This window comes from Cohnella fermenti, assembly GCF_004801405.1.
Taxonomy (GTDB): Bacteria; Bacillota; Bacilli; order Paenibacillales; family Paenibacillaceae; genus Cohnella; species Cohnella fermenti.
Genome location: NZ_SSOB01000018.1, coordinates 119,599 through 138,205 on the forward strand (window position 1 = coordinate 119,599; position 18,607 = coordinate 138,205).

Sequence of the window (18,607 nt, forward strand, 5' to 3'; positions counted from 1 at the left end):
TTCAATTAACATTTGTATTGGTGAGCTCATGTTTATCATAGGCCCTCGGGCTTGGAAAAGGAGTGCGGCAAGTTCACTCTTCAGGGTCGGTAATCAACGGTGTTGCGCCGCTCACGCCTCCGGCCGGTCCGCATGGTAGCCCGCCCGGAACTCCGACGGCGTCTGGCCGGTTATCTTCTTGAACATCTCGCTGAAGTATCTGCGCTCCTCGTACCCTACGGCCGACGCCACCTCCTGCACCTGCGCCCCCTCCACCAGCAGCAGCTTCGCTCGCTGGATGCGTTCCGAGGTCACATGCTGCGTAACCGTCATCCCCGTCACCTGCTTAAACAGGCTGGCGAAGTAGCTGGCGCTCAGATGCACATGGGCGGCGCATTCGCCGACAGTAATATCCTCGGACAAGCGCCCCTTGATATAGTCGATTGCTCTGTAAATCACCTTCTGCCCCTCGGACAAGCTGTTGCGGCGTACCAGCGCAGCTCCCTCCGTGCACAGCTCGAGCAGTTGACGCTGCAGGGAAGCGAGCGGCAGCCCCGCCGTCCCTTGCGCCGCCCGGAACCTCCGAATGAGCGGCTGGATGTCCGAATACGGGACCATCTCGTAGAAGGAGCGGATCGCCGATGCGGCCAGCTCGTCGTACAAGCTGAGCAGATAATCCGGATTCTGCCGGGAGACGAGCGGCTGCAGCGCTTCCGAGATCGCGGCCAGAATCGCCTCCGTCCGGCCGACGTTGCCGGAGCGAAGGGCCAGCAGCAGCTCGTCCTTGTGCTCCAACGCAAGCGGCTCCTGGCTGCCGCTCTGGCGAATGTCGTCAACCATAATCGCCGCGTTGCCTTCGGTGAACAGATGATGGGAGAGCGCCCGCTGCGCCTGGCGGTAAGAATCCGGCAGCTCGCTGATCTCTTCCACTCGGCCGCCGCCCCCGATCGATACCGTGAATTTGGTATAGCGTTCAATATTCCGGCAGCACCGCTCGGCAATATCGATCGGACGGGTCGACCCCGGATCGTTCAAGACGGCCATATACTGATCGTGCCCGGTACGGAAAACAACGCTGCGAGCGTAGTCGGCAAGCGTCTCCTGAATAATATTGAGCAGCGAGAAGCGGATCAGCTCCATCTCCCGGACGGACGGTTCGGCGGTCGGCTCGGCAGTCGGTTCCCGGAACGGATCGATCTCCATCAGCATCACGACGAAGCCTCTCGGCTCAAGCTCGATATTCAGGAATTCCCATCGCTTGGCCGCCTCCTCCCATGAGGTTCGGTGGCTTACGAGCAACGCGAAGTATTCCTGCCGCAGCGCCGGCATGCTCTCTCGCAGCTTATTCTCCATCTCCCGCACGCTCAGCAGCTTGATCCTCTCTTCCACAATCTCCGCCTTCGCCCGCAGCGCCGCAGCCATGATCTCCTCCTCCGAGAAGGGCTTCACGACAAAGTCGAACGCTCCAAGCTGCACCGCCTTCTGCGCGTATTCGAAGTCGGCATACCCGCTGATCAGAATGACCTTGCAGCCATGGTTCTCTTCCAGAATCGCACGCAGCATGCTCAGCCCGTCCATTCTCGGCATCCGGATATCCGTAATGACCAGATCCGGCCGCAGCTCGCCGATCAACTGCAGACCCTCTTCGCCGTTGCTCGCCGTGCCCGCGACCCGAATTCCCTGCTCCTCCCAGTTCATCGCGGTCAGCCCGTCCACCACGCTGCGAATATCGTCGATAATGCACAGACGGATCGCCTCAAGCTTGTTCATCCGAATGCCCCCCTTGCTTGGGTAAAGAAATCCGTATCTCGGTTCCGCGCTCCGGCGCGCTGTCCGCCTGGAGTTCCGCGTCATCCCCGTAATAAAGCTGAAGCCTGCGAAGCAGATTGGACACCGCGTACCCCTTCTTCGATTCCAGCCGGAAGAGCGTGCGCACCTGATCCTCGTCCATGCCGCAGCCGTTATCGCGCACCGCAATCGTCCAGCGTTCCCCGTCTCCGGCAACCTCGATCTCGATGCGGCCGCCGTCCTTCAGATCGCGGAAGCCGTGCAGAATGCTGTTCTCCGCCAGCGGCTGCAGGAGAATGCGCGGAATCGACAGCGCGGACAGCGCCGGGTCGCGCACCCGGATCTCGTATGAGAACAGGCCTTCGTAGCAGCTCGATTGCAGCTCCAGATACTGGCGCACATGCTCCAGCTCTTGCGCCAGCGTCGTAATCTCCCGGCCGTTGTTCAGCCCAAGCTGGAACAGACGGGAGAGCGACAGGACCATCTGCTGCGACGGCTCGATCTGCTTCAGCTTCAGCTTCCAGTAGATTGTATTTAACGTATTGTATAGGAAGTGCGGGTCCATCTGCGCCGACAGCGCCTTGATCTCCGCGGTCCGCTTATGCGTCTGCGCTTCCGTGACCTCGTCGATCAACACCACAATCTGCTCCAGCATCCGGTTAAACCGCAACCCCACCTGCCCCAGCTCGTCTCCGCTGCGGCTCTCGAAGCGGGCGGTCAGATCGTTGCTCTCGACCCGCTTCATCACCTTCAGCAGCCCTTGCAACGGCTTCAGCAAGTAGCGCGCGAAGGCGCCCGAGATAAGCGAAGTGACCGCGAAGGCGACCAGAGCGACCGCGACGATCAGCCACTTGACGACCACCAGATCCTTCAGCACGCCGGCCCGGGACTGGATCGTCGTCATCGTCCAATCCGCAATGCCCAGATGGGCGTAGTTGAGCAGGTAGGTTCTGCCGTTCATCTCAAACGAATGACTGCCATTAGGGCCGTTCATCATGCCCTGCAGCTTGCCCGTGTCCACCGCCTGGCGGACCAGCGACTGCTTCGCAGGGTAGACCGTCTCGCCTGCGGCGTTCAGCAGGAAGTTCGCCGCTTCCTCCCCGGCGTCCCCCTGCACCAGCTTGCGGAAGCCGTCCTCGCGAATATTCACGACAATGTAGACGCCGCTGACCGGCGTGTCGAAGATCGGCTCCAGAATAAGCGAGAGAACTCGCTCCTTGCCGGAGAACAGCCTATCCTCATGCCCCTCCACCCACAGGTTCTTCCGCTCCCGTTCAACGCGCTCGTACAACGAGGTATCCTCGAATGCGGTAAGCCGGTTGCGGTTCATCGACGAAGGATAGAATTCGCCGATCGGCGTATACACATAGATCGAGTGGATCAGCGGCTCGGCAATCCGCGCCTGCGAGAAAACATTGTCCAGATCGTTCAGATGCGTGTAATACCGGCTGGCGTCCCCGGAGACGACATCCTTCAGCATATCGTGGAAGGGCTGGCTGATCATGAACGTCATCATAATGAGCATCAGCTTGTTCAGCTTCTCGTCGACAATCTCCGCGGAACGGGCTACCGTGTCCTGCGTAAGCTTCAGTGCATTCTTCTCCAGGGTGACGGCCGAGATGTAATAAGACAGCCCGCCGGTCATCAGCACGGAGAGCACGATAACGGCCAGGAACGCGACCTTGAGTTTGTTGCGGAACGATTGCCTGCGAAGGGAGTCCAAGCTATTCACGCCTTCCGTTAAATATACCTACCCTGTGATTATGGCATAAAAATCAAAGCTGCCCCAACAGCCGATTCATGGCCAAGGGGCAGCTCCTTCTTATGCGCGCAGGCCGAAGTCAGGTAGAAGACAGAACGAGAGCGTCATCGAAGGCTGCGCCCGCCGAAGTGGTCCTGAATCCGATCTTCCCCGCCGTCAATTCGGTTGCGGGATTGGTCCATTCCGTCTTTAGAACGTCGTCCACATAACCTTTGATAGCGTTGCCTTTAACGGATGCCCTGATCGTGTACCACTGGTTCGCCTGGGCCGCGAAGGACGCGCTGGACACCAGCGTCAATTGTCCGCTCACGGACTTGTACAGCTCCAGCTTCTGATTCGCAGCGTTGATACGATACATGTAATAATTGTTCGCGTCCTGAACCCGGAACACAATGCCCGCATTGGCATTCACGATAGGCAGCTTCACCCTCGCTTCATACGTATAATCCGTCCAGGAGCTGCCCGCCGCAATAAGCGCAGCAGCCGTCTGACTCTGGGTCAGAACCTTCATGCCTGTCGTTGCTACGCCCCAGGAGCCCGAAGCGGAGGTCCACCCTGCCGTGTTGCCGTCCTCGAAGTCGTCGCTGAACCGGATGAGCGGAGTCACCCTGACATCGTCATAATGGACGCCTGCCGAGGTGGTGCGCAGTCCGACTCCTCCCGTCGTCAATTGCGTCACGGGGTTGGTCCATTCCAGCTTCAGCTCTCCATCCACATAACAGCTGATCTTGTTCCCCTCGGCAACCGCCTTGACCGTGTACGATTGCTTCTCCAAGGAGGTGAACGGAGTGCTGGCAACAAGCGTCAGCTGCCCGCCCACGGACTTGTACAGCTCCAGCTTCTGGTTCGAGCCGTTGATTCGATACATGTAATAATTGTTCGCATCCTGGACTCGGAACACAATGCCGGCATTGGCATCGGTAATCGGCATGCGTACTTTGGCTTGGTATGCGTAGTCCGCCCACGAGCCGCCGGCATTGGCGGTCATCAGAGAGGTCGTTGTCTGGCTGCCGCTGGACAGCACATGGTTCGTGTCGACAGTCGGCACGGTCCAGTTGCCCGTAACGGACGTCCAGCCCGCCGTATCTCCGTCTTCGAAGTCGTCGCTGAACATCAGCTTGGAATTGGCGAAGCGGACGCCGTCCACATTGCTGTTAACCGTCAGCTTCAAGTCGCTCAGACTCGTTGCAAGCTTGCCCTTGACATACACATCCGAGAACACGACGCCGTTCACCATTCCGCCCTTGGCCGCATTGCCGGAGATTCTGGAGTTGTTGCCTCCGAGCTGGCGAATATTGATATTTTTTAACACAACATTGCTGACATCGCCGGAGGTGCTGGTCGACACCCCAAGCCAATAATTCCCGAATTGATTGATCTCGACCCGCTCGATATCGATGTTCTCGAACGTAATATTTTGCGCATAGCCCTCCTCCGGAAGCGTGTTGTATTGGTAACCATGATCAATCAGCAGAGCCCGGTCACTTTGGAAAATATACGAGTTCCGAACGGTCACCCCAATCTGCGGTTGAGCGACTCCCATGCCAATCTTGAACGCCGCGGCTCTTGTCCAGGCCAAAGCGTCGTCGAAGACGACATTCTCCAGATGCTCCAGCGCCCCCGGCCAATCCTTGGACATCCCCGTCTGCAGCCAGGTTTTCGTCGAATAGGTGTCATCGTCCGAGATCGCGATCGCATGTTTAACCAGCACGTCCTGACTCTCGTTAATATCGATAACATCGTCCTCGATCTTGTATAAGTCCTGGAAGCCCTTCAGATTGGTTATGGTCACATGATCGGACCGAACGACCATAAACGACCAGAACCCGGCATCCCGCATAATCAACCCGTCAAACGTGAAGTTCGAGGTGGCGATCGGGACCAGCAGGTTGTTCAGGAACCCTTCGCTCTTGTTCGGCGCCGGCATGATTCGTTCCCGCATCTCGATGCCCTTGCCGTCGATCGTTCCCCGTCCCCGTATCGTGATGTTGCTGGAATCCGTGGCCGTGCGAATGAAGTACGTCCCATCCGCATTGCGCGAGTCCTTCCGGAAGTCATTCGTGTAATCCTCCCCCTTGCCGGTGCCGACAATGACGGCTCCTCCGGCCACGTAGAAGGTCACATTGCTCTTCAGGGTCAGGTTCCCGCTCTTGTACACGCCGGCAGGAACGAACACCGTGCCGCCGCCGGCTTGATAGGCATCATCGATCGCCTGCTGGATCGCGCCCGATGCCATCGCTGTCCCCGTGTTATCCGCGCTGTACGGCGCCTGAGTCACATTGTAGATCCCGGCACCCGAGGAAGGAGGAATATTCGTCTCCAAGGGATCTGCTGCGATAACAATCTTTTTCTTCAGGTCGTTGATTTTCACGATCACATAGGTGGAAGAAGCAAGCGTGAAGGTCAGCTTGTTCCCGTTCACCGTTCCCTCGATGTTCTTGGCCGCCGGGCTGATGGAATACGAGGTAATCGGAACATTCGCGGTAACTTCGATGCTGACAGTGCCGGCAAAAGAAAACTCGGCGTAGTCATAATCATCCTTGTAGCTGATCACGGGAATCGATTGGGTGTCCGCCTTCAATGTGTAGACGCTGGATGCGGTGTAGATGGACGGCATCGGGTAATTCTGAATTGTGGCCGGTGCCGCTTCGGCCGCTCTGGGCCCCAATCCGGCGAACATAACGACAAGCATGGCAAGCACAACGAACGGACTTACGATTTTCCTTGTCAGAGTATGCATAATTACCTCCTCCATAAGGGTTCAAGACTGGGAGTGAAGCTGGGTCAGAGCTGGGGGAAAGCTGGTTCAAAGCTGAGCAAAGCTGGTTCAAAGCTGAGGCAAAGCTGGGTCAGAGCTGGGTCGGAGCTGGGATCAACTTGGCCGAACTGTTTGTAAGCGTTAACATTTTTCCTGTCAACATGGATTATAATCCCTCCCCCGCCGGAAGGGAGTGGGGCAGGCTCACTCTTCAGGGGGACAAATTGACGGTTCTCCCTTCTTCTGACACGGCTATCACAGAAACACTTCATGCTCATTCGCTCGGTCCGGGTGCAGATCGCGAATTATAGTCGAAATTTCATGCTTATTCGCTCGGTCTGGCTGCAGATCGCGAATTATAGTCGAAATTTCATGCTTATTCGCTCGATCTGGCTGCAGATCGCGAATTATAGTCGAAATTTCATGCTTATTCGCCCGGTCTGGCTGCAGATCGCGAATTATAGTCGAAATTTCATGCTTATTCGCTCGATCTGGCCGAGGGTCAAGAGCTTCCGGTGCGCAGTTGTGTGCGATTGTAACTTGCCAGGTTAAATTCATCCGTTCAACTCAAGAAGATCGCCATCCACCCGGCCGGAGGGGCCGAGAAGATAGGCGATCTTGGATAGTTGCCGCTTATGTGCTTACACTTTGGAGAAAATCATCCGATCAAGGTTGCCGACATACATCAAGCTCGAGGTCGTGGAGCCCTTGAAGACAATGTACAGCGTCTGCGTTCCGGTAACCAGCCGGGCAAGGTTGGCCTCTGCCGTACGGTAGGTTCCCCAGCCGCTTCCCGTATTCGGCAGATTAACCGTTCCGAGAAGCTCCCCGCTCTCGTCGTTCAGACGGATCTCCGCGACGACGTCGGCCGGAGCCTTCTGGGACGGGGCGTCGTATACGATCGACACCTTGTTCTTGCCTTGAACGCCGAAGTCGACGCTGTCGAAGACCAGCCAAGCTCCATTATAGGTGTTGGACACGGTCTGTCCGCCGTTGTTGTTCTCTGTCTTGAGCGGATTGTTATTGAACGTGTTGACGGCCGTCGACCAGGAGCTGCGATTCTCGAACTCTACCGTTGCGTCGGGCTCCGGAGCCAGGTAAGAGAAGCTCGCCTTGTCGAAGTTGCCGATATACTTGTAGGTCGAGCTCGTCGTGCCGACCAGGACGAGATACAGGTCCTGCACGCCTGTCACCGTGCGAGTCAGATCGCCGGTCACGGTTGCGTAATTGTTCCAATTGCCGCCGGTTGGCGGTGTCGCAATCGTGCCGACCAGTTCGCCGTCGACACTTCCCAGGCGAACCTGGACGGCCGAATCCGCGGCCGTATTCGTGCTGTTGCCGACGTACAGAATCGATACCCGGTTGACGCCTTCGCTGCCGAAGTCCATGTTCTTGTAGGCGAGCCAGGCGCCGCTGAACGTATTCTTGATCTGCTTCCCGCTCTGGCCGTTCTCCGTGCCGATAGCGGTGCTGTTCGCCGGATTCAGGTCCGTCGTCCATTCGTCATAGCTCTCCAGCTCCAAGGACGCGTAGTCGCTGCGAGTGATTACGCCCGTTCCCGGATTCTCCGGCTCCTCCGGTTCTTCCGGCTCCTCCGGTTCCGTGGCCTCGAACGAGAAGCTGATCTTGTCGAAGTTGCCGATGTACTTGTAGGTCGAGTCCGTCGTGCCGACGAGAACGAGATACAGGTCTTGTATTCCGGTTACCGTGCGCGTCAGTTCGCCGGTTACCGTCGCATAATTGCTCCAATTGCCGCCGGTCGGCGGTGTCGCGATTGTGCCGACGAGTTCGCCGTCGATGCCGCCCAGACGAATCTGTACGGCCGAGTCCGCAGCCGTATTCGTGCTGTTGCCGACATACAGGAGCGATACCCGATTGACGCCTTCGCTGCCGAAGTCCATGTTCTGATAGGCCAGCCATGCTCCGTTGAACGTATTCGCCACCTGCAGGCCGCTCTGTCCCGCTTCCGTCTTCAGCGCCCCGTTGTTCACCGGGTTCACCGCGGAGGACCATTCGTTGTAGGTCTCCAGCTCCAGATCGGCATAATCGCTGCGAATATCCAGCTTGTCGAAGGCCAACTGATCGAAGTTGCCGATGTACGGATGCGAGCTGTCCGTAGTTCCTCTCAGAACGATATAAACGTTCTGGGTGCCGGTAAGCGTCCGATCGAGCCAGCCCGTGGCCGTGCCGTACGTCCCCCAACCGCTTCCGGTTGTCGGAAGGGCGATCGTGCCGATCAGTTCGCCGTTCGCCGAACCGATCCGAACCTCCAGTCTGGCGTCCGCAGGGGCCTTCGTCGAAGGCGCGTCGTATTGGACGGTCAAGCGATTCGCTCCATCGGTTCCGAATTCGACGTCGTTGAAGGCCAACCATGCTCCGTCGAACGTATTGGCGATGACGGTGCCGCCGTTGCCGCTCTCGGTCTGCATCGTCCGGTTGTTGAAGCCGTTGACATCCGTCGACCATGCGTCGTTCGCTTCGAATTGCAAGGTCAAGCCGCTTGGCTCCTCCGGTTCGCCCTGCTCGATCGGATCGAGCGGCGCCTCCGGCTCCTTCTCCGGAATCGGCAGGTACGGTGGCAATTCCTCTTCCGGAGACTCCGGATCGGCAGGATCGGTAGGATCGGTTCCCGGCTCCGTTGTCGGAGGGTTCTCGCCCTTCGAGACGAACGGCTCGGCAAGCCACTTCGACTCGTAGATGTTGCCGTTGAACTTGTCGACCAGGTACACGTTAACCTGGTACTGTTCGTCGCTTGCGTTGAACAACTGATTCAGCTCAAAGTCCCCGGTCGATACAGGGATTGCGCTCGTCATCAGCGCCTTGCCGCTGTCATCGTTGAGGTCCATCAATTGGATGACCGCAACGGCCGAATCGACGTAGTCGCCCTTCAGCCTGCCCGCGACGCTGACGTCCATGTTGCCGTCCAGCGTCACATTGGCGGTCAGGTCGAACACGTCCCACAAAATATCGGAGGTGTACGCCTTGTCCGAGGCGAGAGCTTCGCCTGCGGCGCGTCCCTGGTCGGCGTTGACCTTCGCTCGAACCTGCACTTGCCCGACCTCGTAATCCATCGGTCCAACATACTGAGGATTCGAGACCGCACTCTTCCAAGTCGCTCCGCCATCCGTGCTGAACTCGTAATCCGAAGCTTCCTCGATGCCCGGCACATAGGTCCAGCCGAACGTGTTCGCTTCGTCGTCGACGACCGGCTCCGTAGGAGCGGCCGGTTGCTCCATCCGGCGCACCGCTTCCAGGCTGAACTCGAAGGCGATATCCGAGCTCGTCGCGTTGACCTGGTGAACCTCCGCCGTCAGAATGTTTGTTCCTTCAACCAAGTAAGTCGGATCGATCGAATAGGCGTTGCGGTCGCGCTCGTCATTCACCGTCGCGGTCGCGTAAGTGCTGTACCCGACCGTTCCGGCAGGCATATTGGTGCGGATGACCTCATGCCCGTTCAGATAGACGACAGCCCCGTCATCCCGGATCAGGCTGGCATCCAATTGGACAATGCGATCCGCGTCCTCCGCCTCGAACGTCTTGCGGAAGTACGTCGTCGGATACTTGTTGTTCGCATCCGAGCCGTAGCCGACCGTCGTGGCCGGATAGCCGAACTTGTCGTAGCCGAGCATCGCCGCACCGGACGGCCATGCGCTGTCGTCGAAGTTCAGGGATGTCCAACCGTCTCCGGCGGCTTGTCCCTTGTCGTAGTACTTCCAGGTCGACTGTTCGGCAATCAGCGTCTGACGCGTCAGCGATTCGTCCACCGAGACATCGTAGTCGGTCGTCGGAGGCGCGGCGCTGGCGACGGCTCCCCACGCCGGATTCGGCTCGGAGCTCATCTCGAACTCCAGCGTTCCTCCGGCCATAATGTCGGCGTAGTTGATCCACGCTTGATTAAAGTTGTTGCCGTTGAGTTGCGCAGATTTAATGAAGCGATTGTCGCTGGACACGCCGTTGGCCTTGATCGTGAACGTCTTGCCGCCGTCCAGATGCAGCTTCACCTCGGAGAAGATGGGCGAGCCGATCAGGTAGTACGGGTCGCCCGGCGAGCCCGGGAACAGTCCGAGCGCGCTGAAGACGAACCAGGAAGACATGCCCCCGGCATCGTCGTCCATCGAAGGCAGATAACCCTCCGGATCGTCGCGGTAAACTCGGGATTTGATCGGATAGCTGTATTTTCCATGATTATGGTAGTTCTGGGTTACGACCTCTGTCGTGTACTCTCTCGCGTAATATTGCGTCAGGTACGGGTAGCCCAGATAGTTGAACAGGTACGGCGCGTGCAGATCCGGTTCGTTGATGGCGACATACTCGCCGATTGCGAAGAAGTGCTGCAGCTCCTCGGCCATCTCGGTCTTGCCGCCCATCAGCTCGGCGAGGCCGTTCACGTCCTGCGGAACGGACCAGCGGTACGTCCACAGATTGCCCTGGTACGCGTACTTGTCGACGGCCGTGACGTCGCTCTGGGCGACGGTCGAGCCGTTCGGCGTGAAGAAGCCGCGCTGGACGCCGGCCTCGTCGGCCTGGCCCGCATTCCACAGCTCCTTGTAGGACAAGGCAAGCTTCTTATACTTGTCGTAAGTCGCCTGATCGCCGAGCATCTGCGCGAGCTTCATCGGGAAGGAGGCGCTGTTGGCCTTCTCCAGCTTCCCGGAGATCTCGCCGTCGCTGACGGAGAAGTTGTCGGCGTCGACGGCCATGCCTTGAAGCGCCTTGTACGCATCGAAGTCCGTGAAGCCCTTCGCGTACGCATCGAGGATAACCGCCCCGTTGAACTCGTTCCGCACCGTCGGGCTCGGCCAGTAGCCGTCCCCCCATTGCGTATAGGAGCCGCGGGTGCTGTACAGGTCGACCAGCGACTTCACCATATTCTCGAACTTCTTCGGCTCGAGCAGCGAGAACAGGGAGTACTTGCGGTAATCGTCCCAGGTCGTCCAGCCGTTGTAATATTCGAAGTCGTCGCCGAGCTCGGACGCATTGCGCACGGTGTTCTCGTCGCGGCCCGCCCGGAAGGTGCCAAGGGAGCTCGTGACGTTCTTCGGATGAAGGAACGAATGATACATCTGGGTGTAGAACACGGTCTTGTTCTCTTCGTCGGAATCGGTAAGCTCGACCTTGTTTAACAGCTCGCTCCAGACTCCTCGCGTCTTCTCTCGCTGCGCGTCGAAGTCCCAGCCCTCGATATCGTGATCGCGCTCGTATTCGGCTTGCTCGACGCTGACCGGGGACAGGCCGACCTTCGCCTGAACGACGCCGCCGTCGATCGCGTTGAAGTTCACCCATAGGCCGCTGTTCGCGCCGCTGCGGGAAGCTTCCGACCCGACCGAATCGCCCGACCAGGATGTGTAAGAATCGAAGTCATGATCGAACTGTATGGCAAAATACATCTTGTAGTATCCGTTGCCGCACACGTTCTTCGACTGCACCATGCCCGTAATCTCGTTGCTGCCGGTGACCGTCAGGTTGGCATCGAGCATCCCGGCGTAGGAATTGGACAAGTCGATCAGCACGGAACCCGCTCCCGAGGACGGGAACGTGTACCGCTGGAAGCCGACATTGTCGGAAGCGGTAAGCTCGACTCCGATGCCGGAGCCCAGCTTGACGGCATAGTAGCCGGGGGAAGCCTGCTCGCTGGACTTGTCGTACAACTGCTTGTATTCGCTGCTGTTCTTGGTGAAGGAACGAGTCTCGGGCATCATCAGAATGTTGCCGCCGGCGCCGCTGCAGCCGACTCCGCTGAACCGCAAGTACGAGAAGCCCTTCAGATACTTGTCTTGGTAGTAATACCCGCTGAACGCGCCCCCGTCGCTGTCCGGTCCGACCGAGACAAGCCCGAACGGAGTGGACGGCCCCGGGTTCGTCTGCCCGTTATCGCCCAGCGTATTAATGAACGGATCGACGTAGTCGACCGGGTCCAGATTGATGATCGGCACGGCCGGCGTCTGATCGGCATTGACGCCGTACAGCTCGAACTCGTACAGCCGAACGGTCTTGGTGTCGTATGCGCCTTGATCGACGTAGAATCGCACATAACGGGCGGAGAACGTCGGAACGTGGCGGTCCACGATCGTCTGCGCGTTGTTCCGGACGATATCGACGTCCTCCCAGGTCACGCCGTCTTCGCTCTTCTCCAGGCGGAAGTCCTTCGTGTTCCAGAACGGGCTGTTGGAGGATTCGCCGATTGCGGCGTTCTTCACAACCCATTCATTGATGTTGTACACCTGGCCGAGATCCAGCTTCAGCCACTTCTTGCTCTTGGTCGAATTGTCGCACCACTTCGTATCGGTCCGGCCATCCACGGCGTTGGCCGCACTCTCGTTGCTGTTGCATTGCCCGGAAGCGGTGGCCGCGGCGTTAAGCGCCACGTTCCATGTCGCTGTCAGCACAGCCGGAGAATCCTCCGCTGCGGACGCGTTCATCCAGCCTGACGGCGACACCGTCAGGAAGAGGATGATGATCGCCATCCACAGCGCTATCAAGCTTCTGCTCATTCGATTCGCTCCTCCAAGGGAAGGTTTATTAAGAGCCCGTCGGCAACAATCGCTCGATCATAACGGCAATCTCGGCGCGGCTAAGCGGGTTGCCCGGATGGAATTGCGTTCCGTCTCCCTTGATCAGTCCGCTGGACGAGGCGGCCTTGACCGCTTCCAGCGCCCACGAGGAGATCTTCCCGGCATCGGCGAACCCGAGCTCCGCCGTACTCGTCACGTCGCGTCCGATAACCTTGGCCGCGCGAAGGAGTGCAACTACCGCTTCCTCTCTCGTGATCCGATCGTTCGGGCGGAAGGCTCCTTCGTACCCCGACACAATTCCGAGCGCCGACGCTTGCGCCACCTGCTCCGTATAGTAACGGTCGGCGGCCACGTCCTTGAACGGATTCGAAGCATCGGGAATGTCGACCTGTTCCGTCCAATCGACCGTCCGCATCAGCATAACCGCGAATTCGGCGCGGGTAATGCTGCGATTCGGCTCGTAACGGGAGTCGTCCACTCCGCTGACGATATGCTTCGCCGCCAACCCCAGCACGGAATTCTCCGACCAATGCCCCTTCAAGTCCGAGAATGTCTTCGCATACTCAAGAATGGAGTACAGCGAGAAGTGAGCGGTCCGGAACGTGAACGTTCCCCCTTCAAGCGTGCCCCTCACATATTGCGGCGCCCCGCCGTCGATGTAATACACGCCCGCCAGGTTGGCGGAGATCAGCTTCGCCTGTTCGTTCGTCAGCTTGATGGCGACGACAGCCGGCTTGTCCAATTGATGAACGCCGACGGTCTTGTCGCCCGATACCCATTCAATCTCGACGGCAATCGCAACTCCGGTCGGCTTGTAATCCTTGGCCGCGGCAAGAGATTGATTAACCAATGCCTGCACCTCGTCCGAATAGACCGCCTGAATCACGAGCCGAATTGTTGCTCCGTCTTCGACGGATGCCGCAGGGATGGCGCCCGCAGGCAATCGGATCGTACGGTTGTTCGAGGTCAGAACCAGATCGAGAGAGTTGCCGTTCAGCGCTTGGATCGCTTCGGCCGGAAGCTCCAAGACGGTCCCGGCTTGCACCGCGGACTCCGGAAGCTCGATCGTGACGCTGCCCGCGTTCGCTTGCGCGATCGCCTTGCTGATCGTATCGCTGCCGACCAGGTATCGCCCATCCTCGGACAGCGCCGGTTGGACAACCGAACCGCTCGCCGTTCCGGAGTTGCTCGGGATCTCCTTGCCGGACGAATCCGGTGTCGTGATGACCGGATTACTCGGATCAACCGGATCTGTTGGATCGACCGGAGGGTTGCCGCCGTTCTGAACGACCGCGAAGGTCTTCGTCGCAGATTCGGTCCCGTCGCCGGCGACCACCGTATAAGTGCCGTACGGAGCCGCCGCTTCGTCGCTTGGAATCGCGACCTGAGCCGAATAGAGGCCCTCCGAGACGGTCAAGACATCGATATGGAAGACGGCCTTCTTCGGATTCACGATCTTGACGACGATATCGCCGTTCCCTGACGCGGTTCCGGACAAGAGGATGGTCCCGCCTCGCTGAACTTCCGTCGCGCTAAGCTGAAGAGTGAGCGACGACGCGGCATAGGCCGAGAGCGGCGACAAGATGAATAGCAGCGCCAGCAGTGACGCGATGGTTTTCTTCACCGGATTCCTTCCTTTCTTCTCCCCGTTACTGAAGTTCGATCGGTCTGGCCAACTGAACGGGAACGTCAAGCTCCCCGTCGAATGTATCGAAGACGTAAGCTTTGATTCGATAGGAATCGCCGCTGACATTGAAGTACTGCGTCAGGCTCAGCTTGTCTTGCTTCAACGACACCGCGTTGAGAAGGACCGGCGTGTTGCCGTTCATCAGCTCGAGCACCAGATACGCATCGCCGCCGTATTCCGCGATACGCTCCGCGGTCACATCGATCCGGATCTGATCTCCCCGGGTGATCGTGCCGGTCAGCTCATACGTGTCCCGAATGTCATTCTCCGTGAAGCTCCGATCGGAAGCGAGCGCCTCCCCGGCCGGCGTTCCCGCCGCTTCGTTCGCCTGGACCCGAACCAGAACCGTGCCCGCCGGATAATCGAATGCGCCGAGCGGCTGCGGGTTCGCGGTGACCGGCTGCCAGGTCGCGCCGTTGTCGACGCTGTATTCATAGTCGCCCGCCTCGGAGTAGCCCGGCGCATTCGTCCAACCGAACGTGTTGTGCCCGTCATCGACGACCGGAGCCGTCGGAGCGAGCGGCTTGGCGCCTTCCGTGCTGACGAGCTCGGCTTCCGAGTTGTCCCGCTTGTCCACGGACTTGACCGCGAATTCGTAGACCTCGTCGGCATTCGTCCCTTCCATCGTAAGCTGATAGCTTGTCTGCCCTTCGACGACGGGAATGTACTGGCTCCAGTTCGCGCCGAGCTTGCCGCTCGTCTCGTAAATCCGGAACCCGCGGATCGGATCGGCGGAATCGCTCCGGTCGGCCGGCTTCGTCCAGGAGAGCAGCGTCTTCCCCGAGCTCGTGCTCGCCGCCTTCAATTCGCTTACCGGATTCGGCTTCTCGTCGTCGCGCACAATTGTGTACGTGTCGAACGGCTGGTCTTCGCCGGACTTGTACGAGTCGATCGTGAAGCTGTTCCCGGTCATCCGGATACCCGAGTAGATCGGTTGATAGGGCTGCTCGTAGACCGCCGCATACTTCTCCGCATTCTTGGTTTGCAGGTTGTAATACTTGGTCCCTGCCGAATTGTTGATCATATACAGCGTGCCGTCGGGATTGAGCGGATTGCCGTCGGCGTCGGTCTCGATGTCCGTTACGCGTTGATTCCCGTACATCTGATAGGATCTCACGAACGTATGGTCATGCCCCTGCAGAACGACGTCGATGCCCAGCTCGTCGAAGATCGGATACAGCTTCTCGCGCAGCGCCAGAATGTCGCTGTCTTCCGTGTGGTTGCCGAGCGAATAGATCGCCTTGTGATAAGCGACGATTTTCCACTTCTTGTCGGTCTCGGCTACCTCTCTCTTCAACCAATCGATCTGCTGATCGAACGAGGCCGACTGGCGGCTGTCCCAATTGATGTCCATCGTGTTGAGAACCATAATATGGGCATCGCCGTAATCGAACGAATACACGCTCCCCGGCGGCAGCGGATCGTCGATCGAATCGTTCGGATAGTTAAAGTGATAGTAATAGTTATCGTTATAAGGACCTTCATGATTGCCGACCGCGGCCATAATCGGAAGGTTCAGCAGCAACTGCTGCGGCTTGCCGAAGTAATCCAGCCACTGGGATTCCAACGAACCGGCGTCCACCTGATCCCCCGTCATCACGAGAAACTTCGCGTTCGGGAAGTCGTTCAGCCCGTTCCCCAGCGTGTTGGCCCACACCTCGTAATCTCCCGTATTCGAGCCCTGCGAGTCCGTCATATAGAGGAATTCGAAGGAGTTCTCTTCCTCCGCCTCCGTCGTGAAGCTTCCCGTCTCGCTCCACAGACCGTCGCTGCCTACCCGGTATTCGTAATCGGTTCCCGGGGTCAGGCCGTCGGCGACCGCCTTATGACTGATAAAGGAGCCGTTGGTTGAACTGGTCACCTTCAAGCTCAAGGCCTGCGTATCCTTCGGATCGCCCGTGAAGCGCAGCTTGGCTGGCGAGTCGAAGCCTTCGCCGGCCGGCACGACTTCGACAATGCTGTCCATCACATTCTCGGGCGCGTTCTGCGGATTCGCGTAGTTGGTGTACCAGGCGAAGGACCGGGCTGTCTTGGCGCTGCCGTACAGCGACATCGCAATCGCGATCGGCGCGTAAGGCGACGTGTCCGAAGCCTTCAGCTCCAGCGAGAAGAACAGATCGGAGCTTGTCCCCGCATTCTGGTGAACCTCGGCGGCGATGACGTTCCTTCCGGTCACGAGCAAGGAAGGGGAGATGCTGAACTCCTCGCTCGGCCTCTCGTCCCCGACTGCGCCGGAAGCCAGCGTCGTGTAGGCGATCGTCCCGCTCGGCATGTTCACGCGGTAAACTTCCTCGCCGTTCAAGTAGATAACCGCGCCGTCGTCGCGAATGAGCGTGCCCAGCAGTTGTTTGATCTCCGAAGTGTCCGTCACCTCGAACTCCTTGCGGAAATAAGTCGTGATATATTTACTGCTGGAGTTGGAGCCGTAGCCAATCCACGTGTTCAAGTCCAGCCCCTTGCCGCTGCTTGCATACCCCAGAGGCGCCGCATCCTGCTTCCAGGCGCTGTCGTCGTAATCGACCGAACGCCAGGCCGTCCCCTGATTCGAACCGTCGTCCAGGTAACTCCATTCGCTGTTCTGCGCGAACAGGACGCTGCCGGACTCCTCCTCCGCAACCGCGCTGTCCGTCACTCCCATCGTGAATACGAGAGTCAATAGCATGGATAACACGGTTAGCGAACTGACTGCTTTTTTCACTGCGATTCCTCCCATTCTCTGTCCAAGTCGACTGAAGCCAGCAATGTCTATTTATTCCGCGACCCGCTCGATTATAGATTCCTAGTATGCGGGGCATATTTTCCTTATGTAAAACTGGGGTAAACCGTATCACAATTTAAGACACTCCAGGCGCTTCTGCAGTCGGGTCGCTACGCATACAGAAAGGGCTGTCTCGAAGTCGCATCGACTTCGAGACAGCCCTTATGTCATTTTACCGGATTCGAATCCCTGTCCACGGCGTCTACCACAAATACAAGTCGTTCCCTTTGAGCTTAAACACGGCCTCCATGAAGTAATAATCGCCGTATATGATTGCGGTATGGCGGCGGTCGTTGTGATAAGCAGGCGAACCGTTGATCAGAATGCAGTCGTTCTCCTCGCCCCAGTCGCTGCGGGCTTCATCAAGCGTACGGAGCAGCTTGACCGCCGCGCGCACATACAGGTCCCGCTCTCTCTCGCCGACCGCCTTCGCGATCTCGATCAAGCCGCAGGCGGCGATGGCAGCCGCGGTCGAGTCTTCATAAGCGGGCTCCTTCGGCTGGCGGAAGTCGATCGGGATGATGCCGCTCTCGGGAATATTGGCGATAAAATAGTGCGCGATCCGCTGCGCCGTCTGCAAATATTCGCTTCTGCAGGTGTGGATGTAGCTCATCATGAAGCCGTATAGCGCCCAGGTTTGTCCGCGTGTCCACGAGGAGCCTTCTTCATATCCTTGTCCGCCATAGGTCCTCACGACACCTCCGCTCTCCGGATCGAACTCTACAATATGATGGACGGAGCCATCCGGACGAACGAACGCCGTCATGGCCGTATCCGCATGCTTCATCGCAATCTGCTTGAAGCGCGGATCGCCGGTCTCCTCCGATGCCCAGTACAGGAGCGGGATATTAAACATGCAATCGATGATTGCCCAGCCCCGCGTATCGCCTTCCGCCAGATCGTTCCATGCGCGGATGAAGCCTCCGGCCAGATTGAAGCGTCCTGCCAGCAGGTTGGCCGCGTGCAAGGCACGCTTGCGGGATTCCGGATTCCCCGTCACTTTGTAGTTGGCCACACTTGTCGGCAGCCACATGAACCCGACGTCATGATGCAGTCCGTAAAAGCCGCGCAAGCATTCGTCAAGCTTAGCCTCGGAGAAGTTGGCGATCTCTTTGTACTTCTCGTCGCCTGTCTCGTGGTACATCAGCCACATCATCCCGCCCCAGAAGCCGTTCGTCCACCAATAGATGCCGTCGCTATCCGTTCCTGTCGGGTTGTCCGCGATCCGGTTGTCGTGCGTGCCGTTTACGGTCGTATACGGGATTTTGTGCTTGGACTTCTCGCTTACCCAAGCCAGCTTCGTTCGGATTTTGCCAAGGACGCCCTCCAGCCATTGTTGATCGTTGCCCTGCAGAAGCATTAT

Annotated in this window: 7 protein-coding genes; all 7 read right to left on the bottom strand. The window is 58.5% G+C overall.

Annotated elements, in window-relative coordinates; genetic code table 11:
- Positions 1-111: 111 nt before the first annotated feature.
- A complete protein-coding gene (locus E6C55_RS15815; RefSeq protein WP_136370775.1) occupies positions 112-1,749 on the bottom strand; it encodes a response regulator in 1,638 nt (545 codons plus the stop codon).
- A complete protein-coding gene (locus E6C55_RS15820) occupies positions 1,736-3,490 on the bottom strand; it encodes a sensor histidine kinase (protein WP_136370804.1) in 1,755 nt (584 codons plus the stop codon). Before E6C55_RS15820 ends, E6C55_RS15815 begins: the two co-directional genes overlap by 14 nt.
- Positions 3,491-3,608: 118 nt before the next feature.
- Positions 3,609-6,221, bottom strand: coding sequence for a family 16 glycoside hydrolase (locus E6C55_RS15825; protein WP_456318728.1), 2,613 nt, complete (start codon positions 6,219-6,221; stop codon positions 3,609-3,611).
- Positions 6,222-6,928: 707 nt separating this feature from the next.
- A complete protein-coding gene (locus E6C55_RS15830) occupies positions 6,929-12,778 on the bottom strand; it encodes a glycoside hydrolase domain-containing protein (RefSeq protein WP_136370777.1) in 5,850 nt (1,949 codons plus the stop codon).
- A 28-nt stretch (positions 12,779-12,806) separates the two neighbouring features.
- The gene (locus tag E6C55_RS15835; RefSeq protein ID WP_168735670.1) at positions 12,807-14,423 is read right to left on the bottom strand and encodes an S-layer homology domain-containing protein; all 1,617 of its coding nucleotides are present in this window, start codon (positions 14,421-14,423) and stop codon (positions 12,807-12,809) included.
- 25 nt (positions 14,424-14,448) lie between these two features.
- A complete protein-coding gene (locus E6C55_RS15840) occupies positions 14,449-17,184 on the bottom strand; it encodes a metallophosphoesterase (protein ID WP_230986706.1) in 2,736 nt (911 codons plus the stop codon).
- 262 nt (positions 17,185-17,446) lie between these two features.
- Positions 17,447-18,604, bottom strand: coding sequence for a glycoside hydrolase family 88 protein (locus E6C55_RS15845; protein WP_136370780.1), 1,158 nt, complete (start codon positions 18,602-18,604; stop codon positions 17,447-17,449).
- Positions 18,605-18,607: the final 3 nt, after the last annotated feature.

What these genes read in the sequence shown, in the direction of transcription:
- E6C55_RS15815 (WP_136370775.1), bottom strand. Translation starts at nt 1,749, where the DNA reads ATGAACAAGCTTGAGGCGATCCGTCTGTGCATTATCGACGATATTCGC.
- E6C55_RS15825 (WP_456318728.1), bottom strand. Translation starts at nt 6,221, where the DNA reads ATGCTTGTCGTTATGTTCGCCGGATTGGGGCCCAGAGCGGCCGAAGCG.
- E6C55_RS15830 (WP_136370777.1), bottom strand. Translation starts at nt 12,778, where the DNA reads ATGAGCAGAAGCTTGATAGCGCTGTGGATGGCGATCATCATCCTCTTC.
- E6C55_RS15845 (WP_136370780.1), bottom strand. Translation starts at nt 18,604, where the DNA reads ATGCTTCTGCAGGGCAACGATCAACAATGGCTGGAGGGCGTCCTTGGC.